This is a genomic window from Nitrosomonas sp. HPC101 (assembly GCF_009833125.1).
GTDB lineage: Bacteria > Pseudomonadota > Gammaproteobacteria > Burkholderiales > Nitrosomonadaceae > Nitrosomonas.
Window position 1 is genome coordinate 55,564 of record NZ_QRCC01000005.1, and the last position, 26,526, is coordinate 82,089.

The window sequence follows — 26,526 nt, forward strand, 5'->3', positions numbered from 1 at the left end:
TTGCGGATTTTCCAGCTGGAAAGCAGGATAGCTTAATGCTGAATGTCTATCTCACAGTGGATACCGAACTGTGGCCTTACTCCGAGGGCTGGCCGGTCACAGCTTTGTCACCGGATAAAACAACATTTGATGAAGAAATTGCCGCATGTTTTTATGGAAAAACATCTGAAGGTGAATTCGGGTTGCCTTATCAGATCGAACAGCTTAACCAATATGGATTAAAAGCCACCTACTTTCTGGAACCGCTATTTGCCGATCGTGCTGGTAACAATTATCTTGCTGATCTGGTTGATTTGATTCAGCGTAATCATCAGGAAGTTCAGCTGCACTTGCATACTGAATGGCTCAGTGAGATTCATGATCCGACGATTCCTCCTCGCTTTAAGCAATATATGCATCAGTTCACACTGGATGAGCAGATAGCATTAATTGCAAAGGGAATGCACAGTCTTCGGATGGCTGGTGCGGAAAAACTTCATGCCTTTCGTGCCGGGAGCTATGGTGCTAATCGTGATACTTTACGCGCTGCAGCGCAAAACGGGTTGTTGTTTGATTCCAGCTATAATCCATGCTATTTGGGTGAGGATTGCAAGATTGATTTGGATGAGCAGTTATTGCAACCATTTAAACTTGAAGGTGTATGGGAACTGCCAATTGCCTTTTTTCAGGATTACCCCGGGCATCAACGGCATGCTCAACTGGCAGCATGTTCTGCAAAAGAAATGGAAACAGCTCTGTTGGATGCCTGGCGGCAAGGCTGGTTTTCATTCGTGATTGTTTTACATAGTTTTGAACTGATCAGGAGTAGAGTCGCTGGTCAGCTCAGCTTACCGGATAAATTGAATATCAGGCGCTTTAACCGTTTGTGTGAATTTTTATCCAGCCATACCGATAAATTCAGGACTGCTCTGTTTTCCGAGCTTGATCCGGCAACAATTCCTGAAACAAAGTCACCTAAGATTCTATATTCCCGCCCGTATCATACGATCAGACGCTATGTCGAGCAGGCTTATTCAAGGTTTTCCTGATGGAAAAATGGTCCAGACAATCAATAAATTTCACCGCACGTCTGGGGGAAATCAAGCTTGTTACCTGGCCATTGAGTGCCTGCGTACTGCAAACTCATTTTACTCAACTTCCCATCCATCCAACTGTACCAGCAGAGCTTCCAGAATTATTCAGAGATTCTGTTGATGTCGCAGTGACACGTTCTCATCCAATAGAATCATCACTATCTAAGCTAAGCATACTGCCGCAAGCGATTCGGTATGTTCCTGCAAATTATCAACGATACTGGGTCGTGCTCGACGATAGTTTTGAGAATTATCTGAAAAAATTTTCTGCTAAATCTAGAAATACACTTTTACGGAAAATAAAAAAATTTGCTGAATTCTCAGGAGGAGAAACCGACTGGAAAGAATATTGCAGGCCAGAAGATATGCATGAGTTTCATCAACTGGCCATGGAGGTGTCACGAAAAACTTACCAGGAACGATTGCTTGATTGCGGTCTACCTTCCGATCAGCAATTCCAGAAAAACATGCTGGAGCTTGCCGCTACGGATAACGTACGTGGTTATATTCTTTTTTATCAGAAAAAACCGATTGCCTATATTTATTGTCCGATACATGACGAAATTGCACTCTACGAGTACGTCGGTCATGATCCGGAATATCAACGCTGGTCTCCTGGAACTTTACTTCAATACTATGCCTTGCAATGTCTATTTACAGCAGATCATATAAAAATCTTTGATTTTACAGAGGGCGAAGGTGCGCATAAGGCATTTTTCGCAACCAATAATCAATATTGTGCAGATATCTATTATTTTCGACGTAATTTACGTAATTTGACAAGCGTACTCCTGCACATGGGAGTGAATGCCCTGTCAAATGCGGTTGCCTGGTTGCTGGGGCGTCTGAGATTAAAAGCATATCTGAAAAAGATGCTGCGATCGGTTGCTTAGGGCCATATTGTCTATTCTCTATGATACCTTCGCAAAGTGAATCTTATCCGGAATCGCACTCCCTTCCACCATCCGGCAAAGAGTGGGAATGGCAAAACCTGGACCGACTGGATGCTGCGGCGCGTGCCCGGATTCTACCTGTTCTTAAAAATTTTATTCAGCACCATCCCGATGCTGTTATGGATCATGATCCAGACTGGCTTTACATCAAGCGCAGCCATGACAAATCAGTAAAACTATTTGTATGCTGTGCGATGGATGGTACGTTGTGCGGGTATGCACCATTCTTTGTACATCCATCTAGCCTGAGCTATGAATTATTTGGGATCCCACTGTGGGAATACAGGATTCGCCGTTACACGATTACTGCGGGCCCTTTATTACAGCAGGGTGTTGCTGCCGAGAAAGTGCTGCCTGATTTATTCGATCATTTGCGGGGAACGCTTGGACCGCGTGAAACGCTATTTGCGCTGGGCGTTGAGCTGGATTCCGCTTTTGGCCAGTTTATCCGGCAGTATCCTGGTTTCCATGAAAAATACCACCTCCTTCCTTCGGGAAGAGCTTATCACAGACGATTGATTGCATTGCCAGAAGACTTTGATCAGTACATGCAGGGCCTGAGCCGTAATACTCGCAAGGATATCCGCCGTACACTGCGTCAGCTGGAACAGGATCCTGAAATTATGGTTTCCTATCGGGTATTTACTACTCCTGAAGAGGTGCCGGAGTTCCTGTCGCTGGCACAATCAGTATCAGATAAAACTTATCAGCATAATCTGCTTGGCCTGGGTATTTGCGATAGTGCAGAAACACGCCGTAATCTGACGATTGCAGCAGAAAATGGCTGGATGCGAAGTTACCTCCTGATTTGTAACGGGGAACCAGTCGCATTTCAGCATGGCTACCTTCACGGCGGAACTTATTATGCAGAAAAAACCGGTTATGATCCGGCCTGGGCAGAGAAATCCGTTGGCACGGTCATGCAGATTTACCGGGTTCGTGATCTGATTGACAAGGGTGTTGCTCAACTTGATTTTCTGTATGGTGACAATGAGAAAAAAAGAAGCTTGTCAAATACTTATCGAGAAGAACAGAATTTTCACCTGATTCCACGGAAATTTCCGCTGAGTTTATTTGCTTACAGTCTGCGCGGATTCAATGCATTCTCCGAATTAATAGGAGATTTTATGGAGAAACACGGGCTGAAATCAAGAATCCGCCGTATTCTCCGCAAACGATCGACCAACCAAGACTAATCTGAAATCCTATCCGCAGGGTGCGTGCCACGCATCGCTAAACCAGAGCTGAGTCCCAGCTATGGTAATCCCCTCAAAAGCGGCGTAATCAGAAGCAGAATTTTCTTATTGAGAGTTCTACGAGATGAAGCGATCACGGTTCATGGATAGTCAGATCATCGACTGGCGGGGCAGGCGGGGAGCAGGTCAACCGGGCGATACATCACCCTGATTCACACTCGGTGGCAAGTTTCAACAAAATGCATACATTGAGCACTATAACCGTACCGTACACTACGATTGGCTCGCCTAAAACCTGTTCGACAGTCAGGAAGAAGTCCAGCGCGGTGCGACCACTTGGCGCTGGACTTACAATAACGAACGACCCAACATCGCTTGGGGCGGCGGCATCCCCAGACAGAAAAATTAACCCATCGTTTTTAATGGAGCCTACTGTTGCGTATTGCTGAAAATGGGGGATTACCAGTCAACTTTATTTTTGATTTCAGATGCTTTGTCTTTAGTAGCGTCATAGGCTTCACTTGCCCTGTTCTCCGCTTTTTGCTTCAAACATTCAACGTCACTGTCTGTGCAGGTGGCTTCTTGTACACGATTGATCGCTTTATTGGTTGCCCTTTCAGCATCATTTGTCTTTGTTTCCAGTTTCTCGGTGAGAGTTTCCTCTGCGATGACGGAAGATGATAAAAACATAAGAAGAGCAGCTGACAGCAGATAGGTTTTTTTCATTTCCTACTCCTTTATTTAAAATCAGAACGTACAAATAATCCCTGTATGGCGTGCATTAATTACTTGCATTCTCACCGGGAATACCGACTCAAACAGGGGTATTCTTTTGTTCAGCAGATAAAAAATCTACAGTGAAGATCAGGCCTGCAAAGAACAGGATTTTCGCCGTCCACGCAAGCGTTTCTGCTTTACCTGCAAAACCCGGGATTCCAGCCAGAACAGTAATGAGAAAGAAAGCTAATGCCATTAAACATAGTCTCCTCCATTTCAATTGAAAGTTTCAGTCTGCTTACTTGAATTTGTCGACAAAATCTGAAAATGTTTTGCTGACAGTATTCCATTTTTCTTCTGCTTCATCCTTTATATCATCCCAGATACTGTCTGTTTTATCTGCCAGCTGGTCCAAATAAGATGAGAGTTCAGCTCGTTTTTCTTCTGCTTCATCTAATTTTTTCCTGAAATCGACTTTAGCGTCAGCAGCCAGATTTTCTCCTTTTGCTTTCAGGAGATCGATTTGTGCACTCCACTCTTTTAACTGAGCCTCAGCCTTCTGGATATAAGCTTCTCTATTACTCATGATTTACCACTCCTTTCAAGTTATGGTTATTAATGATTTGCTAATGCAAATCGCTTTCTGAGTTAATGAATAGGCACCTGTTATTTACTCTACTCCACAGTTACATGTCCGTAAAGCAGAAGTATTTAGTACAGACAAATAATTGAAATAGCATACTCGAGCAATGTTACCTTTTCTTGAAGAGGGTGAGAGTTTCAGATATAAAGTTCAATGAATTAATTATGATGCGCTGTAACCTGATGCAAATCAGCCCGTAGATGGGCTTCTGATCGGAGATAAATAACGCCAGACGCTATTTCGGTATAGGAGCTCAGGCATCGGCTGTCTGATTCAGAATCATTGCCACACGTTCCTGAAGCACTGGAATGACTTCTTCCTCAAACCATGGATTGCGTCTCATCCAAAGGTTATTACGCGGGCTTGGATGAGGGAGTGGCATGATGTCAGGCCAGGATTTTCGCCAGGATCGAACATTTTCTGTCAGTGTTGCCGCTGGTTTTTTACCCTGCTGGTTAAAACAGTAGGCTTGGGCATACCGGCCTACCAGCAGAGTCAGCCTGATATTTTTCAGGTGTGATAACAGTGCTGATCGCCACGCAGGCGCACATTCGGGACGAGGCGGCAAATCACCAGATTTGCGTGTTCCCGGGAAACACAACCCCATGGGTAGAATCGCGATCTGATGGGAATCATAAAAAGTTGTGTGAGTCACATTCAACCACTCGCGCAATCGATCGCCGCTAGGATCACTGAACGGTAAACCGGTTTCGTGTACCCGTCTGCCTGGTGCCTGGCTGACAATCAGAATACGGGCAGTTTCATGCAGTTGAAATACCGGTTTCGGACCCAGCGGTAAATGTTCGGCACATAAGGTGCAGCGGCGTACCTGACTGATTAGCGATTCGAGATCATTTACATTCATCCTGTCATTCGCAAAATCGCGCATCATGCATTCCAGAACGGGGAATAACACAGAAAATCGCATCTGACAGCTGCTTTTGAAAATATAAGAATCCTGATTCTTCAAATATCATCAGAATTTTTCTTGACACATATCAAAATATCCACATCTTGCCATCAGAGATATTGATAACCCTGCAAACCAGCACCAGTATTGAGATGAAATAATAAGTGACTGTTTTTACAAAATAAAGTTTGTGTTCAAAATTTCAGCAGACTTGAGAATCTCGTTTGAAAAGACAACCTTAAGTGACACACTCCCAAATTGTACACAAACTTATCCACAGGAACTGTGGACAAATCGAAATGATCGCCTTGGATTTAAGGAACTTCTGAATACCATCGTTTCAGCATTTGTCTGACTCAAATTTACACATCAATCCACAAATTGCTGCAAACACAGATTGTATGCATGTGATTTTCTGCAAAAAATTATCGAATCGGCAGAATTACTGCTTAAGTTACATGAACCACGATTTCATACCGACCATTTCTTGCCACTGGAATCAGGCAGTTTTCGATCAATTTGCCATCAAGCGTAATGCTGGCTGTCGTTGCACGTTTTACTGTAATGCGATAGTCCGACGTATTGATGGATAACTGAACGTAAAAATTGTTCCAGGTGGAAGGTAGAGCCGGGTTTATCCGGAGTGTATCTCCTTCCCGAACAATACCAAGTATATTTTCGATCGCAGTTCTGTACAGCCAGCCGGCTGATCCGGTATACCAGGTCCAGCCACCCTGTCCGGCCTGATGGCCTTCGGAATAAATATCTGCAGCAACTACATAAGGTTCGACGCGATACTGTGAGGCGGCTGTTTCGTTGAGCGCGTGATTAATCGGATTTAGCAAAGAGAACAGCCTGTATGCTTCATCTGCATCGCCCAGTTCGGCAAGTGCGGCCACAAGCCAGGCAGCAGCATGGGTATATTGTCCTCCGTTTTCGCGTACGCCTGGCGGGTAACGCTTGATGTAACCTGGTTCCTTGTCGGTATGTTCAAAGGGTGGGGTGAATAGACGCGCGATTCCCCGATTGTCGTCAACCAGCATTTCGACCGCTTTGCTGACTGCCTGTCTGGCGCGTTCGGGATCGTCCGCACCCGACAGCACTGCCCAGGATTGTGCTATAGAATCGATACGGCACTCGTCGGATATGTGCGATCCAAGAGGTGTGCCATCGTCATAGCTGCCGCGCTGATACCAGTTTCCATCCCATGTGTGAGCTTGGAGCGCGAAAGCCAGGTGACGGGCATGTTGTTCCCAGGTTGCAGCACGCTTTGCGTCATTGCGTTGCCTTGCAATAAGCGCAAAATTCCGTAGTGTTCCAAGCAGAAACCAGCCCAACCAGGTACTGGTGCCTTTTCCTGCTTTACCGACCAGATTCATGCCGTCATTCCAGTCACCACCGAGGATCAATGGCAGACCATTTTCTCCTGTTCGTTTTATTGCGAGATCAAGCGCGCGTGCACAGTGTTCGTAAAGGCACGCGCTTTCTTCGTCAGTTTTCGGCGTGAAGAAAACATCAGCCTGTCCTTGTTCCAGCTCAGGTCCTGTAATGAAAGGTAATTCTTCATCGAGAATGGCGTGATCATTGGTGGTTTTGATGTAATGCCAAGTCGCGTAGGCAAGCCACACTACATCGTCCGAGATGGTGGTGCGTACGCCTGAGCCACTCAGTGGCAACCACCAGTGCTGAACGTCGCCTTGTGCGAACTGGCGACCTGCTGCATTAAGGATTTGTGTACGAGCAAGTGTGGAATCGTGTAAAAGCAGTGCCAGCGTATCCTGAAGCTGATCCCGAAAACCGTAGGCGCCACTTGCCTGATAAAAAGCTGAACGGGCGCGGATACGGCAGGTGAGAGTCTGATAGGGCAGCCAGATATTTACCATTGCATCAAAGGCAGGATCAGGTGTTTGTACCTGAAGTGTGCTGGCGAATCTATTCCATGTTGCGTCATTATCAGTGAGACGGATGTTGAAATCTTTGGCTAGGTGAGTTTGTACCAACGCTGAAATTTCCTGTGGTGAATCAGTTGTACCCAGCACAAAATGCAGCGTTGATTCATCTCCCGGTGCGATCTTGATATCGCAGGCTAGCACCGCACAGGAATCGGCATTTGCTGTGGTTCTGCCTGACAGCGTTGCACCGGTTAAGACAGCTGCCGGTGCGGCGGTCGAATGGCCTGCGCCGATAAACTCGCTCCGGTCGCAGGTGAAATACTGATTACTACCGTCACAAGCCAGAAAAGCGGTAATGTTATCAAACACGAGGTGGTAAGGATTACGTGCACTCAGTGCCCCGGTTTTCGGATCACGGTTGGTTACAATGAAGGGCACATAACGGGCGCGGTTGTTGCCAAGTACCCACTCGACGTAAGCGTAAATTCTGAATTTGCGTGGCTTGCTATCTATGTTTTTAAACTGGAGGCGCTGTATCTTTACGGACTCAACCGGATCGACAAGTTGGGTGAGTGTCACTGCCAGGCGGTTGCGTTGAATTGTGAAGCTGGATGTGCCTCGTGCATGACGTGCTTCGTAAATGGCGGCTGGATCACGCAACAGACAGGCAAATGGGGAAAAGGCCGTACCCGTGTCAAGATCATGAATATAAATACCTTCTCCTGGCCGGTCAGTAACAGGGTCGTTTGACCATGGGGTCAGATGAAAATCTCGACTGTTGCGGCTCCAGGTGAAAGACGCTCCCTCGGATGAAGTGTGGAAGCCGAAGTTATCGTTAGCGATGATGTTGATCCATGGTTGTGGTGTGACTCGGTTGCCTGAGAGCCGTACGACATATTCCTGATATGCATTTGCGAAGCCACCAAAGCCATTCCAGAAAGCGAGATCTTTGCTGTGCACGGTAACCGGAGCGGCCTGTTGCAAACGAGTCAGAGATGAGGGCGTGATTTTGTGGCGGGTAAGAGATATTTCCGCATGTTCGATTTGATCAAGAACAGGACCATTGTGCGTGTGCAGAGTAATATGAGCAGCCGCCAGTAATGCATAATAAGTATCTGTATCTATCAGATCCCGGCGTACCACGAAGATATGCTGACATGATCCCGATGTGTCGTTGAGAAATCTTGCATTGTGGCAAAGTTGTTCAATTGCTTGTTGTAAATCCTGCACGTAAGAAGTGGGTTGCTCGTTGATAACGGTGAGATCACAAATCAGATTGCGGCTGCGCAGATATTCCTGAATACGCAGGGCATGGATAATGATATCCAGGTCAGCGATGTCGGCGATACGTAAGATAAATATCGGAAAATCGCCCGAGATTGCCAGGGACCAGAGTGCCGATTGCTGACTCAGACCGGATGCAATTGTATCTGCAGGTGCTCGCAGTACCGGGTGAGGATAGAGCAAGTAGCGGGCAAGTTTCTGTATGCCAGACGTCTCTGCAAGTTTTAAGCCTATGTGACGCGCCTGGATTTGTGAACGAGTCCAGGCAAGCTTCGCCTGCCTTCGAAAGCAACCAGGATGGGCAAGGCGACGGATATGATGCTCAATTTCAGAACGGTCTTTGCCAGCGATAGTCCAGAAAACAATTGATGTTTTACGCCGTGCGGGTACACGCACTTTAACGCGTAATGCGATGATAGGATCAAGTGTAAAGCCGGCTGTTCCGGAAAGTCGTGCCTTGGGATCAAAGGCAGCCGCATTGGCAATAGAGCGACCGCGACCAATGAAAGCACGGCGATCAGTTTCAGCTTCGACCTCACGAAGCATGCCTTCGCTGAAGGTAACCAGATGGGCAAGCGAGATGTCAAGTTCGGTTTCCAGACGTTTACGTCGTTCAGCAAAGATGGTTGTATTGTTGCGACAGATTTCTGTCCGGACAAACATTTTGGAAAAGGACGGATGCGCGTTATGGTTTGCTTCGGGTGCGAGAGCCAGTTCAGCAAAAGAGGTGACCTCGATATGACGATCTTCATCACCATCATTCCACAATGTAATGCGGCGCATTTCTCCATCATACTCGGACATGACGAGACATTCTGTTTCTGAGCGCAGCTGGCCCACCGTTTTAGAAAAAATGGCTCGGTCGTTGTAAAACGTGGTGTGACACACCTCATTACGGACACGTTTAGGCTCGGTGGTGGCTGACCACCATGCGTCTGTGACAGGATCAGAGATAAACAGGAAAGTGCCGGTGCGTTCTTCATTGGGATCATTATCCCAGCGGGTGATGGCGATTTCACCGATACGGCTGTAACCACTGCCGGATGCGGTCAGCATCAGCGAATAGCGGCCGTTCGACATGACGTTGATTGCACGGGGGGCAATGAGTGGATCTGCTATCAGCCGTGAATCCGGGCGTTGATCAAGCAGTTCTGGCTTGATCCGATCACTGGCCTCAGCATGAATAGGCATAGTGGGTACCGTACGCGGTGCTTTTTCCTGTAATAGCAATTCAGCTGCTTCGATTACCGGATCAGCATGGAACCGTTCACGCATTCGGCCATTGAGCAGAGCATTGTTGATGGCGATGATCGACATACCATGATGGTGTGCCATGAAATTACGTATCACGGCACATCTCCGATCTTTGGGCAAACGTTCTGGCGTGAAATCCACGGCATCGTAAAACCCGTAATACCCTGATGCGCCCAGTGCTTCCAGCCGGATGAGGTTTGCAACCGCTTCCTTCGGACGAAACTGAGCAGCAAGTAGACAGGCATAGGGCGCGATGACTGTATCTTGAGCCAGACCACGTTTCAGCCCTAATTCCGGGATGCCAAAACTGGCGTATTGGTAAGTCATTTCCCGGTCACGGGCATTGTAGGCAGATTCCGATATACCCCACGGTATACCTTTTTTACGACCATAGGCAATCTGGCGCTCGATGATCAATTGATTCGTCTGGTTAAGGATACTGCCCAATGGCTCCTTCATTACCAGGGAAGGCATCAGATACTCGAACATTGAGCCAGACCATGATATCAAGGCACCGGAAAATCCGATTGCCGTTAGCGGGCGGCCAAGGCGGAACCAGTGCCTGGTTGGCAGATCACCTTTGGCGATTGCAAAGAGGCTGGTCAGCCGAGCTTCAGAAGCCAGCAGATCGTAGCAGCTTTCATCCAGCTGATGCTCTGCCACCCGGTAGCCGATAGAAAGCAGCTTACGCTCTGGTCGTAGTAAAAACTGAAAATCCATCTCAAAGGCAAATTTTCTTAATGCATCATGCAAAGCAAGTAGCCGCTGGCGCAGCTGTTTGACTGTACTGGCGTCAATGCGCGTGTCATTTAGATGTGCATTGCAGGTTTCTTCCAGATTTTGTGCCCACAGCACCAGTTTCTGGCAAGCCGGAGAAAGCATTTCTTCATCGAGAGCTTTTGCCAGATTGACGATATCAGCAGCCAGTGCAACGAGATTGATCGTGCGGATAGAAGCTGTTCCGGGTTCGTTATGTAATGAACGGACTGCATGACGCATGCTTTTGAGGCGCTCAATCAGCCGTTGTCGTAATGGTCTGAGCTGTTTTCTGTCATCTGGCAGTGCCTTGAGGGTTTCATACATAATATCGGTGCAGTCGGTGATACCTTCGTAATCACCTTGCAGATGAACAGCCAGTGCAGCAGACCAGTTGCTGCAGGTTGCTGCAGCCGTGATCAGGTGGCCGGCGAGATTACCGCTATCCACCGAGGATATATAGAGAGGCTGAAGAGGTTCGAGGCTGCGTGTGTCATACCAGTTGTAAAGATGGCCACGGAAACGTTCCATTTTGTGCATTGTGGCAAGTGTTTCTTCCAGCCGTTTTACTGTCTCGATAAATCCGATCCAGCCGAAATCCCGTGCAGCGATCGTGGAGAGAAGATAAACACCGATATTGGTGGGTGAACTGCGACCGGCGACAAGTGGTATGGGTTTTTCCTGATAATTATCAGGTGGCAGCATATTGTGTTCGTTTGTGACAAAAGTTTCAAAATAGAGCCAGGTCCGGCGTGCAGTACGACGTAATGCAGCAATATCTTCTGGCGCAATTCTCAGTCTGTTTTCAGCTTCTGCCGGGTGACTGATGAGCCATGCAAAGACGGGTGATCCTGCCCAGAGTGCTGTAAACAGCATCGCTGTTGCTATTCCATCTACATTGAATATTAGCGGCATAAAAAATCCGGCAGCGGCAATTACCAGTGCACCCGACATGACACGAAAGTGACCTGCGAGACTGCGTTCACTGCGTCGCGTCTCATGTGAAGCTGTACGCCATTCAAGCAGGTGCCGTTTGCTGATCAGCAAACGGTGCAGCGTACGCAAGATCGCATCACTGAATGACCATGCCTGGTGCGCCATCAGAATGATTTTTGACGCTATTTGTGTTATTAACCGCACGGCATCACGAGTGAAGGCGGCAAAGTGACTTCCGAGCGTTGTCCTGCTGTCGAACAACAGCAGTGCACTTAGCAAACCTGGAGCCTGTGGCAAGAACAGACATAATGTTAGTAATGCCAGCCATTCCACTGCTGATTCAGAAGAAAGGAGTGTCCAGCCTGCAACTGCAGCAGCTATCCATGAGATCGATGTGATTGAGCGACGCAAGTTGTCGAGCATTTGGCAACGCGACAACATTGATAATCCGGAATCAGGTTTGAAAATCCATGGTAGCAGTTGCCAGTCACCGCGCACCCAGCGATGTCGGCGGGCGGAATCGACCAGGTAACGGGTTGGATAATCTTCAATGACTTCGATATCAGTGACCAGGGCGGTGCGCGCGTAGGCTCCTTCCAGCAGATCATGGCTGAGAATGGTATTTTCAGGAATACGCCCTTGCAGGGCGGCTGTCATCGTATCAAGGTGATAAAGTCCTTTTCCAGTAAAAATTCCTTCCATAAACAGATCCTGATAAATATCCGAAGCTGTAAATACATAAGGATTCATACCACGGTTGGTAGAAAAGATGCGCTGAAATAATGACGCTTTGTCGCCGACGGTAAGGGATGGCGTGATACGCGGCTGCAAAATACCGTAGCCTGTCCGAAGTTGTCCGCTTTCTACATCCAATATCGGGTAATTAAGTGGATGAGCAAGTTTTCCGACCAGGCGTGCAATTGCATCGCGCGTTGTTCTTGTGTCGGCGTCGAGCGTCAGCACATACTTGATATCTTCAGGCAATGGTTTGTCTGGCGCAAAGTAGGTCGTGCGGGTGTCGCCGCGCAGCAGGGCATTGAATTCCTGTAATTTGCCTCGTTTGCGCTCCCAGCCCATCCAACAACCTTCTGCCTCGTTATAGAGCCGGCTGCGATGCAGAAGATAAAAACGGGTGTCGCTTTCATTTGGATAACGATCATTGAGCGCTGCCATCTGTTTTTGTGCAAAGACAAGCAGTTCATGATCGGCAGGAGTTTCTTCCGTATTGCTATCGGGCCAGTCAGATAGCAGTGCGAAATACAACGTGCCTTTCATGTTGGCAAGATAGAGAATCTCAAGGCCGCGTATGGCTTGTTCAACTTCATCGCGGTTACTGATTAATGTGGGCACAACTACAAAGGTGCGTGCTTCATCCGGTACGCCATGCTTGAATTCATAACCAATCAGTTTGTCTGGTTTGATCAGCATGGCAACGAGTGCATTGAACAGACCGTTTGCCGCTTCGATTGCCGGAGCAAGGAAGAATACAAGCAGCAGTAGCATGACATATATATCTGATTTTTCTGCATGCAGCTTCAAGATAACAGCAGCCAGTAACAGCCCGGTTATCAGGCTGACCGGCAGTATGATGCCAAGCCAGCTGCTTTTACGCCATACATAACGGAGACGTTCGCCAAAGGGTGTGATGCAGCCGAGTGCGTTTTCCAGTTCACGCCGTCGCGGCCCAACCAATAAGCAACCAACGTCAACTTTGCCGAGATTGTGTATTGTTTCGTCTGGTGCTATTTCAGCCAGTTCCACTACCCGCCGGGCGACGTCATGCTCGTTATACCCTGAGCGCTTGGCAAGTGTTTCGATCGCGCTGCGATACGTATCGCGTGAGGCAAAATCAAGCGCAGCGAAATCAGTTCGTGTGCGCAGAAGCTGATCGATAAGGCTGACATGTTCAAACCAGTTGGCCCAATCGATATCATCGATAAGACGTAGACTCCTGAAGATATTGCTGGTAATGATTCCATGGATTGACAGATCAGCGTGTTCATCAAGTGTGATCTGCTCGGCATTTGTTTGAGCAGCCTTCAGTGCGGATTCCAGCCAAAGCAATCCCTGGTGTGAAATGTGGGAACCATCACGTAAACGATGGAGAAACTGGGTGGCAAAAGTCCTGTCTTGTGCGTATTGGGCATAATCAGCCAGTATTCTTTCTTCTTCTTCGGGTGATGCATCAGCCAGCCTGTTGGCAACGAGGTTCGCTGTTAGCCGCATGTCGTGTGTGTGCACGATACGAATTGCCATGCGTCGGAGATTTTCAACCAGAACAAAACGTAATAGCGAAGGCAATACCCATAACTCCCCGATATTCAGGGGTTGTATAGCTTGAAAGCCATCGACGACAGTACGAAAACTTGTTTCCGATATGGCACTATCGACATCTGCAACATAAGCCCAGGCAATTGCAAGTGTACGTGATACCTTGAAGTTGGGCATGAGGGGGAGTTGCAGATAGAAGCGAGGTGGGAGATCACGTAAAACAGCGGTAATTGCCTCTTCAATGACGTGAGTATTATTGAGCAGCCAGCTTGCAGCTGGTGTTATGGTTTTGCCCCGTTGTTGAGCACGATTCAGGATGCGCAGCACTGCGCGAATGTAAAGTGCGTTTTCACGTGTTCGTTCTCGTAACCTGAAATGGTGAAGCCCAGCTAAGTGTACCTGGGAGCCTCGGGCAATTGCTGCGCCGAGTTGATCCGGACTGCTGTGCGGGCCGAGCGTAGAACGGATAAGCGGATCGTTATTGCCTGGGAGGTGTGAGCGGAATAAATCGAACGTTTGTATGAAGTGGAAATTCATTCGGCAAACCTGCAGGTAATATCTGATTTTTGACCTTGATAGAAGTAATTGAATTTTAGGTTTTGCAGTTTGATCATTTGTTTGTGGATACGCTTGTGAAAGAAAAAAATCCAGGAATTCCAGCCTGGAAATAAAATTATTTTTTAAAATTTCTCGGGCTGTCAGGGTGAAGTGCGTTGCCACACAAGAGTTGATCCATCATGGATTTTCCTGATTCGCAACAAGCCTCAGCCAGCCGGATCACGCGCAAGGGTTGCGATGCACAGGTAGTTGCAGCCAGGAGCAGTCGCGTATGGAACATGCGCAAATCGAATCGGCGATTGAATCGATGCGTGAACGCGGCTAGATAGCGGGCGGCATATTTACAGTGTTGGCCCACTGGAGCTCAGGCAAGTCCTTTGGCTTTCACCTGCTAACGACAGTGGACGATGCCGTGCAGTCTGTCGTGGTCACCCCAGCGAAGCGGGCCAGCCATCAGAGAACACGATGTTGCCCGGAACCAGGTGTGTCTGGGCCCACTGATTGATGGCGTTCAAACTGAAACCGCGGGTGTGGGTGAGCTTAGTGCACAGCGTGGCACTGAAACCCTGTTGGGCAACATGACTGCTCTGGCGCTGCTGCGCTTCGGTTCCGTGGTGCCTGAAAAATTCAGGCAGCGGCAGTCCGGGTTGAAATTGGATTCGGTTTATGCATGTGCATTTTTAAGCCGAAATGCTTTTCACATGTATTATAGCCCAATGATGACTATCTGTTACCCTGGCTGAACATCATTGCTAATCAGATCCTGACTTATTCTATTTCTATCCAGCCGTGAATGGTTGATATGTCCATGAAATGGAATGGCTTGAACGAGGTGCTGAACGGCTAGTGCGTCTGGATTGCTGCCCGGTGTCGCGGTGTGATGGATGATGGGAGGGTTGGGTGCTGACATGGTTGGATGAACCCGATATCAGAATTTCAAGTGTTAATGTGAATTGTCCATAATTGTATTTTTTGATGCATTTTGCTGCAAGATGGCAGCATGTTTTGGAGAACTCGTGCCATCACTTGTAAGTGAAAAACATGATAAATGTGGCAAACGTGTCGTCAGGATTCATATGGGTCCGGACATGTGTTTGCGACTATCGCACAGAGGAGATGATAAACTGACTATATGTATATTTCTTTTATCATTCCGGCTTTCAACGAAGAGCAATTAATTGAGCAGTGCCTGCGCTCAATTGCCGATGCAGTGGCAGCGAATCGCTCTTATGGTTACACGCATGAAGTCATCGTGGTGGATAATAATTCTACTGATGCTACCGCTTGTCTAGCTAAACGAGCGGGAGCCTGCGTTGTTTTTGAGCCAGTTAATCACATCGGACGAGCCAGAACTGCCGGCGCAAATGCTGCACGTGGAGACTGGCTGATATTCATGGATGCGGATTGCCAACTGAATGCCGGGCTGACGGGAGATATTTTTGAATTGATCAAACAAGGCAGGCATGTCGGCGCAGGCAGCACGGTTTATATGATGGATCAACCCTGGTGGGCGGAAGCCCTATTGAAGCTATGGACGGTGCTGTCCGTGCGACTTGGCTGGATGGCGGGGGCGTTGATGGTGTGTAACACGGCAGCGTTTAGGGAGGTGGGGGGATTTGATCTGACGCTGTATGCGGCAGAAGAAATTGATCTGAGCCGGAAGCTCAAAAAATACGGGCGTAAGCATAAACTCAAATTTGCGATTCTGAATGCACACCCGCTTGAAACATCTTCCAGAAAGACGCGTCTTTATAGCGGATGGGAAATTGCCGGACAATGCCTGCGGCTGGTCCTGTCTCCATTTAGTACATTACGTAATAAAAAGAAACTGTCTATGTGGTATGACGGCAGGCGCTGATCGAGTTTCTATGCTGACACGCTCAGGATTCGCAGGCATCCGGAAAGATGACTTCTCTGAACCGGGCATTTGGTGTCAGCACTTCCATTTTATCGAGTGAAATCAGCTCGACCTGCTGCGAGCCGGCAGAGGTTTCCAGTAGCAGGAATTCACGTTTCTCCGCATCTGTCAAAATGTCCTTTGCCTTGCCTTCCTGGACTGACTGGTCTTTCAGAATCAGCCTCAACTGATAGCCGTACATGCAGGCTACCTCGATATAGTCGTGCAAATCACAGGAGATATGTTGAGTCATACTATTTGTCCGTCGTCAGAAGAAGTCATTTATTTTAAGGAATCTCTGCAAAACAATTTGTATCGCCATTCCTGTGTTAAAAGTCAGCCCAAAATGCTCATTTATTACATATAAACTCTGTTTTTTGCTGTCTTCTGCCTTGAGCTGACTGTTTCGCTAATGTTTTCAGGGGGCTCCTTAACTGAAAGAGCCTGCGACAGCGGTTAGAATCTGTTCGGGGTCAGGCATAAGCCGCGACGCTGGCATATCGCTTCCTAAACATCGCGGAGATAATTATTTTAGCCGGTTAATTTGGAGCGACAGTGGTTTTGAATGATTGGCGCTCCGCCAGTTTGTCAGCTAACCGGGCAAGATTGGGGTGAGTGTTTCGCCATTTAACTTCAGAGAAGCGTGCGTCCAGATAACCGAATGCGCAGCCGAGTGCGATATCCGCCAGGGTCATGGATGCGCCCTCGCACCATGCACGATCCCCCAGATCTGCAGCCGCCGCCTGCAATCCCTGGTCAATTTTCTTCTGCTGGCGTTCGATCCATTCCTGGCTTTGCTGCGATTCCGGACGCTTTCGTTCAAGATAAATGGCCACGCAGGCATCAATGATGCCGTCAGCAAGCGCTTCCCAGCGTTTGACATGCAACCGTTCTGGTCCGGAAGCCGGGATAAACCTGCTTGAGCCGGTTCCACTCTGGCCGTCCAGATATTCAACGATTACACGAGAATCAAACAGAATGTAGCCATCATCCATAATCAGGGCCGGTACCTTGCCGAGCGGGTTGATCTGGGCAACCTTGGTATCGGGGCTGAATGGCGGATCGTTGGTAAATTCGTGGTTGATCTCTTTTTCGGCGAGCATGATGCGCACCTTGCGTACGTACGGACTGGTCAGTGATCCAATAAGCTTCATTTTGCTGTCCTTTTGTTTTTGAATATTAATCTCATTTTATCCCAGCTCAGGGAGGATGGCGAGCTGTGTTAAAATGCGCGCTCACGCACCGTGAATGCCTGAATTTAAACATTAATCGATGGATATCTCGACACTTCTTGCACTTTCTCCGCTGGATGGCCGGTATCAGCAGAAGGTGGCAGCCTTGCGCCCTTTTTTTAGTGAATATGCATTGATCCGTAACCGGATTCATGTAGAAATCGAATGGTTTAAAGCAGTCACGGATATTCCGACTCTGACTGGTGTTGCATCGTTATCAGCCAAGGCCGTTGCGCAATTGGATCAATTTTCAGCACATTTTTCCATTGCTGATGCGGACGCTGTGAAATCCATTGAGGCGCGAACCAATCATGACGTGAAGGCAGTGGAGTACTGGCTCAAGGAAAAACTGGCTGGAGATCAGGAGATTGCAGCCCTCTCTGAATTTATTCATTTCGCCTGTACTTCAGAGGATATCAATAACCTGTCACATGGCCTGATGCTCAAGCACAGCCGGGATCAGGTCATGCTCCCCGCGCTCGATGGCATTATTAAACGGCTCACGCTGCTTGCCAGGGAACTGGCCGATATTCCGATGTTGGCTCGTACACATGGGCAGGCAGCTACGCCGACTACCATGGGCAAGGAATTGGCTAATTTTGTTCACCGTTTGCGTCAGGGGCGTGAGCGTCTTGCTGGTGTGGCTGTTTCCGGGAAAATCAATGGGGCAGTGGGTAATTACAATGCCCATATGATTGCCCTTCCCGGGTTCGACTGGGAAGCTTTTACCCGTTCTTTTGTTGAGGAACTGGGATTGACTTTCAATCCGTACACGATCCAGATCGAACCTCATGACGGAATGGCTGAGCTGTTTGATGCTTATGCCCGAATCAATACGATTCTGCTGGATTTGAATCGTGATATCTGGGGCTATGTTTCACTGGGGTATTTCCGGCAGAAAACCCAGGCAGATGAAGTGGGTTCTTCTACCATGCCGCATAAGGTCAATCCGATTGATTTTGAAAATTCGGAAGGCAATCTGGGTCTTGCCAACGCCTTGCTCAGGCACCTGAGTGAGAAATTGCCGATCTCACGCTGGCAACGCGATCTCACCGATTCAACCGTGTTGCGCAATATGGGGGTGGCGCTTGGTCATACGCTGCTGGCTTATGATTCATGTCTCAAGGGATTAGGGAAATTACAAATTGATGCAACGCGTTTGTCGGAGGATTTACAGCATACTTGGGAAGTGCTGGCGGAACCGATTCAGACTGTGATGCGCCGCTATGGAATAGCCAATCCCTATGAACAGCTGAAGGCGTTGACGCGTGGAAAAGCGGGAATTGATCATGGCGTACTTCAACAGTTTATCGAGCAGCTTGATATCCCCGAAGCTGAAAGAGCGCGCTTGCTGCAGCTCACTCCCGCGCGTTACATTGGCCTGGCAGCGCATCTGGCAAAAAACATTAGCGACTGATTCCAGGAAACTGATTTTCCGATTATCGCTACTCTTTACCTATTGAGATTGGGCACAACACCAATGATTTTTTCGATTGGGGGTTGAAAAGCGAAATGTTGCCCCCAATATCACCGGCACCGTTATAGGAGAAGTCTATGCAAGAGTCACATAATCAGGAATCTATCGAAAAACAGAAGTTGCCGGAAGTGGAAGAGACGCTGGAAACACATCATTCCGGTGAATCAGCAGCACATCCAGAAAAAGCCGGGGAAGATATCCCTCTTGATTTAGAGCAGCAGTTGAAAGAAGCAGAGATAAGAGCGGCTGAACATCATGATGCCTGGCTGCGTGCCAAGGCGGAAACCGAGAATATCCGTAAGCGTGCACAAACGGATATTGCCAATGCACACAAATACGCTATCGATAGTTTTGCTACCCAGCTGCTGGCTGTGATGGACAGTCTGGATGCTGCGCTGATTGTGGAGAATTCCACCATTGACAGTTTGAAGGATGGTGTGGAACTTACACGCAAACAGCTTGCGGCGATCTTCGAGAAATTCAGTATTCATACCATTAATCCACAGGGGGAAAAGTTCGATCCGCATCAGCATGAGGCGATGTGCACGGTGGAATCGGATGCGCCTCCCAACACAGTCACGCAAGTGATGCAAAAGGGGTATGTGTTACATGAACGGGTTATCCGGCCTGCCATGGTTGCTGTTTCCAAAGCAAAGAGCTCTTGAGATTTTCAGGAAAACCCTTATTTCATGTTGGCAGGATAAATTTCAACTTTTAAAGGACATACTATGGCAAAAATAATTGGCATTGACCTGGGAACGACCAACTCGTGCGTTGCCGTCATGGAGAACAACAAGCCCAAGGTCATCGAGAATGCTGAAGGCACGAGAACGACCCCGTCGATTGTGGCCTATGCAGAAGATAATGAAGTTCTAGTGGGTGCATCTGCCAAGCGTCAGGCAGTCACCAACCCGGAAAATACCTTGTTCGCTATCAAACGGCTGATTGGTCGCCGGTTTGATGAAGAAGTGGTGCAGAAGGATATCAGTGTCACGCCTTATAAGATCGTGCGTGCTGATAACAATGACGCATGGATAGAAGCACGCGGCAGGAAAATCGCTCCGCCGGAAGTTTCTGCGCAAGTGCTGATGAAGATGAAAAAAACGGCAGAGGATTATCTGGGCGAATCGGTCACGGAAGCAGTTATTACCGTTCCGGCGTATTTCAACGATTCTCAGCGACAGGCCACCAAGGATGCAGGCCGTATTGCGGGACTGGAAGTCAAGCGCATTATCAATGAGCCTACTGCGGCAGCGCTTGCGTTCGGACTGGACAAGAAAGAGGGTGATCGCAAAATTGCGGTATATGATCTGGGGGGCGGTACGTTTGATATTTCGATCATCGAAATTGCAGAAATCGAAGGTGAACATCAGTTCGAGGTACTGGCAACCAATGGCGATACTTTTCTGGGAGGTGAGGATTTTGATTCCAGCGTGATTGGTTATCTGGTAGAAGAATTCAGGAAAGAGAGTGGTATTGACCTGAAAAAAGACATGCTGGCACTGCAGCGGCTCAAGGATGCAGCAGAAAAGGCCAAAATTGAACTGTCTTCCAGTCAGCAGACCGAAGTCAACCTGCCTTATATCACAGCAGATGCTTCGGGCCCCAAGCACCTGGCAATCAAGATCACACGCGCCAAGCTGGAAAGTCTGGTTGAAGAGCTGATCGAACGTACCGCAGGCCCTTGCCGGACCGCGCTTAAAGATGCGGGTTTATCCGTTTCCGACATTGATGACGTCATTCTGGTCGGCGGGCAGACCCGTATGCCGAAAGTTCAGGATAAGGTCAAGGAGATCTTTGGAAAAGAGCCGCGCAAAGATGTTAATCCTGACGAGGCAGTTGCGATTGGTGCTGCGATTCAGGGTGGGGTACTGCAGGGTGATGTTAAGGACGTGCTGTTGCTGGATGTTACACCATTGTCATTAGGAATCGAGACGTTGGGCGGTGTTATGACCAAGCTGATCCAGAAAAACACGACTATCCCGACCAAGGCCCAGCAGGTGTTTTCAACGGCCGATGATAGTCAGACAGCAGTTACTATTCACGTATTGCAGGGCGAACGGGAAATGGCATCCGGCAACAAAAGTCTGGGCCAGTTCAACCTGACCGATATTCCACCGGCACCGCGTGGCATGCCGCAAATTGAAGTAACTTTTGATATTGATGCTAACGGGATTCTGCATGTGTCGGCCAAGGATAAGGCAACCGGCAAGGAGAACAAGATCAAGATCCAGGCAAGTTCCGGGCTGTCTGAAGATGAGATCCAGAAAATGGTAAAAGACGCTGAAACGCATGCGGAAGAAGATAAAAAAGCGCTGGAGCTGGTTAATAGCCGCAACCAGTGCGATGCCATGATTCATTCAGTCAGAAAATCACTGACTGAATACGGTGATAAGTTGGAGGGGGATGAAAAGTCCAAGATCGAGGTGGCGTTGAAAGATGCCGAGGAAGCACTCAAGTCCGGAGACAAGCAGGCGATTGATGCGAAAACACAGGAATTGACCGAAGCTTCGCACAAACTGGCTGAGAAAATGTATGCCCAGGAACAGGCCCAGGCGGGTCAGCAAGCAGGTGCGAATGCTGGATCAGCTTCTGATCAATCTGGAGAGAAGCCGGTCGAAGGTGAAGTCGTTGATGCCGAATTTGAGGAAGTCAAGGATAAAAAATGATTCCCTGCAGGGTTGATGCGAAATTTGCATAGTGGTCGCTCGTATTGAAAAGATACGCAGAGAAAGGAGGAAGTAACATATTTACTCTGATCTCTGCGTTTTACATCCTTTATTAATGAATCTTTTATCAAATTGCTGGAGTAACCGGCCGATTTCTGCCGGCAGGAATGTTTTATGAGTCAACGTGATTATTATGAGGTGCTCGGCGTTGGTCGAGATGTAGACGAAAGCGAGCTGAAGAAGGTATACCGCAAGCTGGCGATGAAATATCATCCTGATCGGAATGCGGGTGACGCTAAGGCGGAAGAGCGATTCAAGGAAATCAAGGAAGCCTATGAAGTCTTGTCTGATCCTGGCAAACGCGCGGCCTACGACCAGTTTGGACATGCTGGTTTGAATGGTGGGGTGGGTGGAGCAGGGGCACAGGGGTTCAGTGATGCCTTCAGCGATATTTTCAGTGATTTTTTCGGTATGCGTGGCGGTGGACGCGCTAGCGTCCACCGCGGAGCCGATTTGCGTTACAACCTTGAGATTACGCTGGAGCAGGCAGCACGAGGTGCAGAAACCAAAATACGTATTCCCAGACAGGAGGTATGTGATACCTGTCATGGCAGCGGTGCAAAGCCCGGGACTTCACCCAAAACCTGCCCGACTTGTAATGGACATGGCCAGGTCCGGATGCAACAGGGTTTCTTCTCGATCCAGCAAACTTGTTCGCATTGTCATGGCAGTGGCAAGGTCGTATCTGATCCTTGCACGGATTGTCATGGAGCAGGGCGGGTCAAGCGCCATAAAACTCTGTCTGTCAGGATTCCGGCCGGAGTGGATGAAGGCGATAGCATCCGGTTAACGGGTGAGGGAGAGGCAGGTGCGAGCGGCGGGCCGGCGGGTGATCTGTATGTTGTCATTCATCTTGCCAGTCACCCTGTTTTTCAGAGAGAAGGGAACCATTTACATTGTGAGATCCCGATCAGCTTTACTGTGGCAGCGTTGGGAGGGGAAATCGAAGTACCCACACTGGATGGGCATGCGCGTATCAAGGTGCCACCCGGAACCCAGACCGGTAAAATTTTCCGGTTACGCAGTAAAGGAATAACCGGGGTACGCAATCAATCGACGGGTGATCTGCTCTGTCATGTTGCAGTGGAGACGCCTGTTAATCTGACTTCGCGCCAGAAAGAATTGCTGGAAGAATTTGAATCCATCAGTCAGGAAGATGGCTCATTGCATCATCCGCGTGCCAAGTCCTGGATGGAGAAGGCACGTGCGTTTTTCACCGAATGAGATAACCCAGTGGCAGTTTTATCCTATTGTCTATTGTTATTTCCTGATTACAGTAGATTTGTCAGATAGCTGGGATTTATTGCTAACTGGGTGTAATTTTGATTCCTTCTTCCGCGAAATGCTGGTTGATTAACATATGCAGTTCATGCTGTAGTTTCATCCTGTCTGACAATTGTCCGGTGAATACCCGTAACTCGAAGTTCAGTGAAGTGGCGCCAAACTCGAGGAGCAATGCAGCGGGCTCTGGATCACGCAGTACCAGCGGGTGGTCATGTGCGATTTTCAATAGCAGTGCGCGTGCCTTGTCGCAATCTGAACGATAGGTAATGCCTACCGGGATTACTATGCGTGTAATCTGATCACTCAACGTCCAGTTGGTTAATTGTTGCGTAATGAATATCTTGTTAGGTACGATCACTTCCTTGCGATCACCGTCGATCAAGGTTGTGGCACGAATGTGAATCTTGCTGACCGTACCGCTGATATTGTTCAGCGTAATCACATCCCCGATTCTGATAGGGCGCTCAAACAGCAGAATCAGTCCGGATACGAAGTTGGCGAACACTTCCTGCAAGCCGAAGCCCAGTCCGACACTCAATGCGGCAACCAGCCATTGAATATTTGACCACTCCATTCCCAGTTTCTGCAGCGTTATCATGAGTCCGATGATCACGATTGTGTATCGGAGCAGGGTGGTCATGGCATAGCCTGTACCGGGGTTGAGCGATAGATGGCGCAGTACCAGCAGCTCCAGCGTGCCGGGCAGGTTATGCGCGGCAATCATGGAAAGGCTCAGAATAATAATCGCAACCAGTAATGTTTTCAATGTGATGGGCTGCAGAATGACTTCACCATCGATTTCTACTGATGTGCGCCAGATCGTGATTTTCTCCAGAAAGCTGAATGCTGGCAGTACATCGACCCAGATCAATCCAAGTCCGGTAATCAGCAATGCCCAGACACTGATTTTCAGGACGGTTGCGGATTGCTTACTGATTGTTTTGACATCAATATAGTTATCGTCCAGCAGATCGGTTTCGCTTTTGCCGGATGCCGCGCGTTGCGCCTGTATTTCCTCTCGTTTCTCAATTGCCCGTTCAAATGCGATCTGGCGCTGAATGATCAACAGACTGCGAAAACCTGTGAAAAAGACCAGGGCGCACAATACAGCCCAGGCGATTGACTGAAATATCAGCAGATATTGATAAATTGCTGCAAAGTAGTAACCGATTGCCGCCATGGCAATCATGCTAATTTGTATGATGAAAAAGAGAGACATCCAGAATGCAGGGTGGAGAACGAGCTTGAATGATTCACCCTGGTAGAGTGCCTTGCCTGAACGGGTAAGTGCCATCCAGCTGGATGCAAATATTGCAAGTGCCAGACACAGCAATATGAAAGCAAGTCGGCCAAAGCCATTACGAACCAGATCATCATCCAGAGCATCGGTGAATGCAATCATGATACTTAATACAGCGACGACGGGCGCAAAGTGTCGAACGTCCTGGTACATTTTGTGAACAAGTTTTTCAGCACATTTGAGCTGCCCGATCAACATGCCTTCCGGGTGAAGCAAAAGCAGCAGGAACACCCATACGAACATTGCAATAGCGGCTGCCTGAAAGCTGACCGAGAATGCATGGCCAATTTCTGTATTGACGCTGTATCGCAAAACTAAGGCTGACAACTGGAAAGGCAGGTAAGCACATCCCGCCAGGAAAAAAGTGGATAGCAGCATCCCTACGGGATATAACAGTCTGTCCTGATTAACCCGGCCTCGCAAATTGTTTCCAGTCTGGATCCAGGTGTAGTAGACCGGCCAGTAGGTGTGCCGGAAAATAATGAATATTAATGTGAATAGCGTAAAAATAATGGCAATATTTTTCCAGGTTGCATTGACTGTTTTTTCAATCGCAGCCTGTATTTTGCGTGAAGCCATCCAGTTCATGGCATCCTGAATGTTCTGTACGATATCCATGGAAATGGGTTCCGCATTGCGTGTCAGCAGCAGATTTTCTTTCAGCAACAGCTGGTGTTGACCAATTTTCTCGACAAGCTGCTGTTGAACCGTGAGATGAAGTTGTAATTCCTTGATATAGCCGTGCAGCACCTGGATAAGCTGATCGGCCATTTGTTCTCGGGATTGCTTTAATTCATAAAATGCATTGGTAAGCTGCTGATAAGCAGGAGTATTGTTGGGTGGTAAATCTTCGTCGTTCATTTTTTGTTTGAAATAGCCGCGTTCATTCATCATTTGCAGCTTTTCCTGCTCAAACTGGAACAGCTCCAGTTTGGCGTTGCTCAGCGCTCTTTCGGTTTGTGCTACGGCCGGTTCAATCATGATTTCCTTGAACTGCTTTCTGACTTCCGTTCCCAGCGCGGTGTCTTCTCCCTTGAGTTCAAGCCGCTGCTGCAGCGCCGTATAGCTTTGTGTGACGAGAGCAAGACGTTTTTCATCATTCGTTTTCTGATTGACCAGTTGGGAGGAAAGCTCAGCATAACTGCTGAGTTTTTTGGCCAATGACTGGTTATCCTGAGCAAGTTTCTTCAACCCCAGGTATTGCCATTCCTTTTCGACCAGTAATTGCTGGGATTTTTCAACTACCTGTTCAGTTTCAACTCGTTTTTTCTGGCTGATTTCTTCTGCTAATCTTTCAGCTTCCTGCTCCAGCGCTTGAATCCCGGGAATCAGCGTAAGTTTTTCCTGCAATGAGGCTGCTTCAATAGCATTGGGCAATACCAGAGATTCCAGCTCCAGCATGCGTGTTTTGTCGGTGAGTGCCTGTAACTGGGCATCCTGATAATTTGCCAGTGCATTCAGTATTTTTTTATCAGTCGTTTTCTGCGTTTCGGCAGGGGTTTCCGCCAGTTCTGCCCGCAAGGTTCCGACTGATGCAAGCTCCTCGCGAACAGTGACTGCGCGCTGTCGCAGTTTAGTGATTTCGGCAGCAAGTTTTTGCTGTTGATTTTGCAGATTGGACAGATCAGCTTGCGCGGCAACATAGCGCTGTTCCAGCGCCTCCAGCGGCAATTTGGCCAGCTTGTCCAGCGTAGTGGTAGCTGTTCCGGTAGATGTCTCGTTTCTTTTAAGTTTCTCCAGTTGTTGCAGTTGTTTTGGGTACTGCTCCAGCTGTCGGGAGTAATTTGCAGTTTTTTTCAGATACTCCTGATGATCGAGTAATACCTGTTGATGGTCATTGTAAATCTCACGCAGACGCTTTTTTTGTGGTGTCTCTTCGCCGTTGCCCAGCACGCCGAGTTTTGTCTGGATCGCCTGAAGCTCCTCATCCAGCTCGCTGGCGTGGCCGTATCCGCTGCCAATTGTGACCAAGAGTAAGAAAACGGTAATGCGAAGCAATCTGTTCATGTGTCAATCATAATGAGAAAAATCGGTTTTCTGAATGGTGAATGAGTATGAGGTTGCATCAGCCTTTCTGTAAACAGCCTGCGCACTCACTGTGTAATTATGCCGGTTTCATCATAGAAAAATCAGTGTTGATCGGGTATCCTTGTCTGCATCTGAA

General features: G+C 48.3%; 17 protein-coding genes and 2 pseudogenes. 10 read left to right on the forward strand and 9 right to left on the reverse strand.

What is annotated here, in order from left to right; genetic code table 11:
- Positions 1-35: 35 nt before the first annotated feature.
- The 4 genes and pseudogenes from ABO04_RS04425 to ABO04_RS12035 form a co-directional block, all read left to right on the forward strand.
- Complete coding sequence (locus tag ABO04_RS04425; RefSeq protein ID WP_160809484.1) at positions 36-1,028, forward strand: hypothetical protein; 993 nt, start codon at positions 36-38, stop codon at positions 1,026-1,028.
- Complete coding sequence (locus ABO04_RS04430; protein ID WP_160809485.1) at positions 1,028-1,966, forward strand: GNAT family N-acetyltransferase; 939 nt, start codon at positions 1,028-1,030, stop codon at positions 1,964-1,966. Before ABO04_RS04425 ends, ABO04_RS04430 begins: the two co-directional genes overlap by 1 nt.
- Before the next feature lie 20 nt (positions 1,967-1,986).
- Entirely contained in the window at positions 1,987-3,222 is a 1,236-nt protein-coding gene (locus ABO04_RS04435) for a GNAT family N-acetyltransferase (RefSeq protein ID WP_160809486.1), read from the forward strand.
- 223 nt (positions 3,223-3,445) lie between these two features.
- A pseudogene (locus tag ABO04_RS12035) lies at positions 3,446-3,631 on the forward strand (integrase core domain-containing protein); the annotation flags it as partial.
- A 50-nt stretch (positions 3,632-3,681) separates the two neighbouring features.
- On the opposite strand, the gene ABO04_RS04440 reads toward ABO04_RS12035, so the two are convergent.
- The 6 genes and pseudogenes from ABO04_RS04440 to ABO04_RS12040 form a co-directional block, all read right to left on the reverse strand.
- Entirely contained in the window at positions 3,682-3,948 is a 267-nt protein-coding gene (locus tag ABO04_RS04440; protein WP_160809487.1) for a hypothetical protein, read from the reverse strand.
- 88 nt (positions 3,949-4,036) lie between these two features.
- Complete coding sequence (locus ABO04_RS04445; RefSeq protein WP_160809488.1) at positions 4,037-4,195, reverse strand: DUF1328 family protein; 159 nt, start codon at positions 4,193-4,195, stop codon at positions 4,037-4,039.
- A 42-nt stretch (positions 4,196-4,237) separates the two neighbouring features.
- The gene (locus tag ABO04_RS04450) at positions 4,238-4,525 is read right to left on the reverse strand and encodes a coiled coil domain-containing protein (RefSeq protein ID WP_160809489.1); all 288 of its coding nucleotides are present in this window, start codon (positions 4,523-4,525) and stop codon (positions 4,238-4,240) included.
- A gap of 310 nt (positions 4,526-4,835) precedes the next feature.
- Positions 4,836-5,474 (reverse strand): uracil-DNA glycosylase family protein, encoded by a 639-nt coding sequence (locus ABO04_RS04455; protein ID WP_240141421.1) that lies wholly within the window; start codon positions 5,472-5,474, stop codon positions 4,836-4,838.
- A gap of 467 nt (positions 5,475-5,941) precedes the next feature.
- Positions 5,942-14,422 carry a glucoamylase family protein gene (locus ABO04_RS04460; protein WP_160809490.1) on the reverse strand — a complete coding sequence of 2,827 codons (8,481 nt, stop codon included), beginning with the start codon at positions 14,420-14,422 and terminating at the stop codon, positions 5,942-5,944.
- 217 nt (positions 14,423-14,639) lie between these two features.
- Positions 14,640-14,964 (reverse strand): annotated as a pseudogene (locus ABO04_RS12040) (IS1595 family transposase); the annotation flags it as partial.
- On the opposite strand from ABO04_RS12040, the gene ABO04_RS04465 reads away from it, so the two are divergent.
- Together ABO04_RS04465 and ABO04_RS04470 are read left to right on the forward strand one after the other, a co-directional pair.
- Complete coding sequence (locus ABO04_RS04465; RefSeq protein WP_240141422.1) at positions 14,926-15,186, forward strand: hypothetical protein; 261 nt, start codon at positions 14,926-14,928, stop codon at positions 15,184-15,186. The pseudogene ABO04_RS12040 and the gene ABO04_RS04465 sit on opposite strands and share 39 nt — an antisense overlap.
- A 389-nt stretch (positions 15,187-15,575) precedes the next feature.
- The gene (locus ABO04_RS04470) at positions 15,576-16,301 is read left to right on the forward strand and encodes a glycosyltransferase (RefSeq protein WP_160809492.1); all 726 of its coding nucleotides are present in this window, start codon (positions 15,576-15,578) and stop codon (positions 16,299-16,301) included.
- Positions 16,302-16,323: 22 nt separating this feature from the next.
- Here the strand turns inward: ABO04_RS04470 and ABO04_RS04475 are convergent, their stop codons facing one another.
- Both ABO04_RS04475 and ABO04_RS04480 read right to left on the reverse strand, forming a co-directional pair.
- Entirely contained in the window at positions 16,324-16,593 is a 270-nt protein-coding gene (locus ABO04_RS04475) for a Rho-binding antiterminator (RefSeq protein ID WP_160809493.1), read from the reverse strand.
- Between the two features lie 286 nt (positions 16,594-16,879).
- Positions 16,880-17,494 carry a glutathione S-transferase gene (locus ABO04_RS04480; protein WP_160809494.1) on the reverse strand — a complete coding sequence of 205 codons (615 nt, stop codon included), beginning with the start codon at positions 17,492-17,494 and terminating at the stop codon, positions 16,880-16,882.
- 118 nt (positions 17,495-17,612) lie between these two features.
- On the opposite strand from ABO04_RS04480, the gene purB reads away from it, so the two are divergent.
- The 4 genes from purB (at position 17,613) to dnaJ (ending at position 23,002) form a co-directional block, all read left to right on the forward strand.
- A complete protein-coding gene (gene purB / locus ABO04_RS04485) occupies positions 17,613-18,989 on the forward strand; it encodes an adenylosuccinate lyase (protein WP_160809495.1) in 1,377 nt (458 codons plus the stop codon).
- 137 nt (positions 18,990-19,126) lie between these two features.
- On the forward strand, positions 19,127-19,714 hold the full coding sequence (gene grpE / locus ABO04_RS04490; RefSeq protein WP_160809496.1) for a nucleotide exchange factor GrpE: 588 nt from the start codon (positions 19,127-19,129) through the stop codon (positions 19,712-19,714).
- 63 nt (positions 19,715-19,777) lie between these two features.
- Positions 19,778-21,718 (forward strand): molecular chaperone DnaK, encoded by a 1,941-nt coding sequence (gene dnaK / locus ABO04_RS04495; RefSeq protein WP_160809497.1) that lies wholly within the window; start codon positions 19,778-19,780, stop codon positions 21,716-21,718.
- A 174-nt stretch (positions 21,719-21,892) separates the two neighbouring features.
- The gene (gene dnaJ, locus ABO04_RS04500) at positions 21,893-23,002 is read left to right on the forward strand and encodes a molecular chaperone DnaJ (RefSeq protein ID WP_160809498.1); all 1,110 of its coding nucleotides are present in this window, start codon (positions 21,893-21,895) and stop codon (positions 23,000-23,002) included.
- A gap of 82 nt (positions 23,003-23,084) precedes the next feature.
- Here dnaJ and ABO04_RS04505 read toward each other — a convergent pair whose 3' ends face one another.
- Entirely contained in the window at positions 23,085-26,369 is a 3,285-nt protein-coding gene (locus ABO04_RS04505; protein ID WP_160809499.1) for a mechanosensitive ion channel domain-containing protein, read from the reverse strand.
- Positions 26,370-26,526: the final 157 nt, after the last annotated feature.

What these genes read in the sequence shown, in the direction of transcription:
- ABO04_RS04425 (WP_160809484.1), top strand. Translation starts at nt 36, where the DNA reads ATGCTGAATGTCTATCTCACAGTGGATACCGAACTGTGGCCTTACTCC.
- ABO04_RS04430 (WP_160809485.1), top strand. Translation starts at nt 1,028, where the DNA reads ATGGAAAAATGGTCCAGACAATCAATAAATTTCACCGCACGTCTGGGG.
- ABO04_RS04435 (WP_160809486.1), top strand. Translation starts at nt 1,987, where the DNA reads ATGATACCTTCGCAAAGTGAATCTTATCCGGAATCGCACTCCCTTCCA.
- ABO04_RS04440 (WP_160809487.1), bottom strand. Translation starts at nt 3,948, where the DNA reads ATGAAAAAAACCTATCTGCTGTCAGCTGCTCTTCTTATGTTTTTATCA.
- ABO04_RS04445 (WP_160809488.1), bottom strand. Translation starts at nt 4,195, where the DNA reads ATGGCATTAGCTTTCTTTCTCATTACTGTTCTGGCTGGAATCCCGGGT.
- ABO04_RS04450 (WP_160809489.1), bottom strand. Translation starts at nt 4,525, where the DNA reads ATGAGTAATAGAGAAGCTTATATCCAGAAGGCTGAGGCTCAGTTAAAA.
- ABO04_RS04455 (WP_240141421.1), bottom strand. Translation starts at nt 5,474, where the DNA reads ATGATGCGCGATTTTGCGAATGACAGGATGAATGTAAATGATCTCGAA.
- ABO04_RS04460 (WP_160809490.1), bottom strand. Translation starts at nt 14,422, where the DNA reads ATGAATTTCCACTTCATACAAACGTTCGATTTATTCCGCTCACACCTC.
- ABO04_RS04470 (WP_160809492.1), top strand. Translation starts at nt 15,576, where the DNA reads ATGTATATTTCTTTTATCATTCCGGCTTTCAACGAAGAGCAATTAATT.
- ABO04_RS04475 (WP_160809493.1), bottom strand. Translation starts at nt 16,593, where the DNA reads ATGACTCAACATATCTCCTGTGATTTGCACGACTATATCGAGGTAGCC.
- ABO04_RS04480 (WP_160809494.1), bottom strand. Translation starts at nt 17,494, where the DNA reads ATGAAGCTTATTGGATCACTGACCAGTCCGTACGTACGCAAGGTGCGC.
- purB (WP_160809495.1), top strand. Translation starts at nt 17,613, where the DNA reads ATGGATATCTCGACACTTCTTGCACTTTCTCCGCTGGATGGCCGGTAT.
- grpE (WP_160809496.1), top strand. Translation starts at nt 19,127, where the DNA reads ATGCAAGAGTCACATAATCAGGAATCTATCGAAAAACAGAAGTTGCCG.
- dnaK (WP_160809497.1), top strand. Translation starts at nt 19,778, where the DNA reads ATGGCAAAAATAATTGGCATTGACCTGGGAACGACCAACTCGTGCGTT.
- dnaJ (WP_160809498.1), top strand. Translation starts at nt 21,893, where the DNA reads ATGAGTCAACGTGATTATTATGAGGTGCTCGGCGTTGGTCGAGATGTA.
- ABO04_RS04505 (WP_160809499.1), bottom strand. Translation starts at nt 26,369, where the DNA reads ATGAACAGATTGCTTCGCATTACCGTTTTCTTACTCTTGGTCACAATT.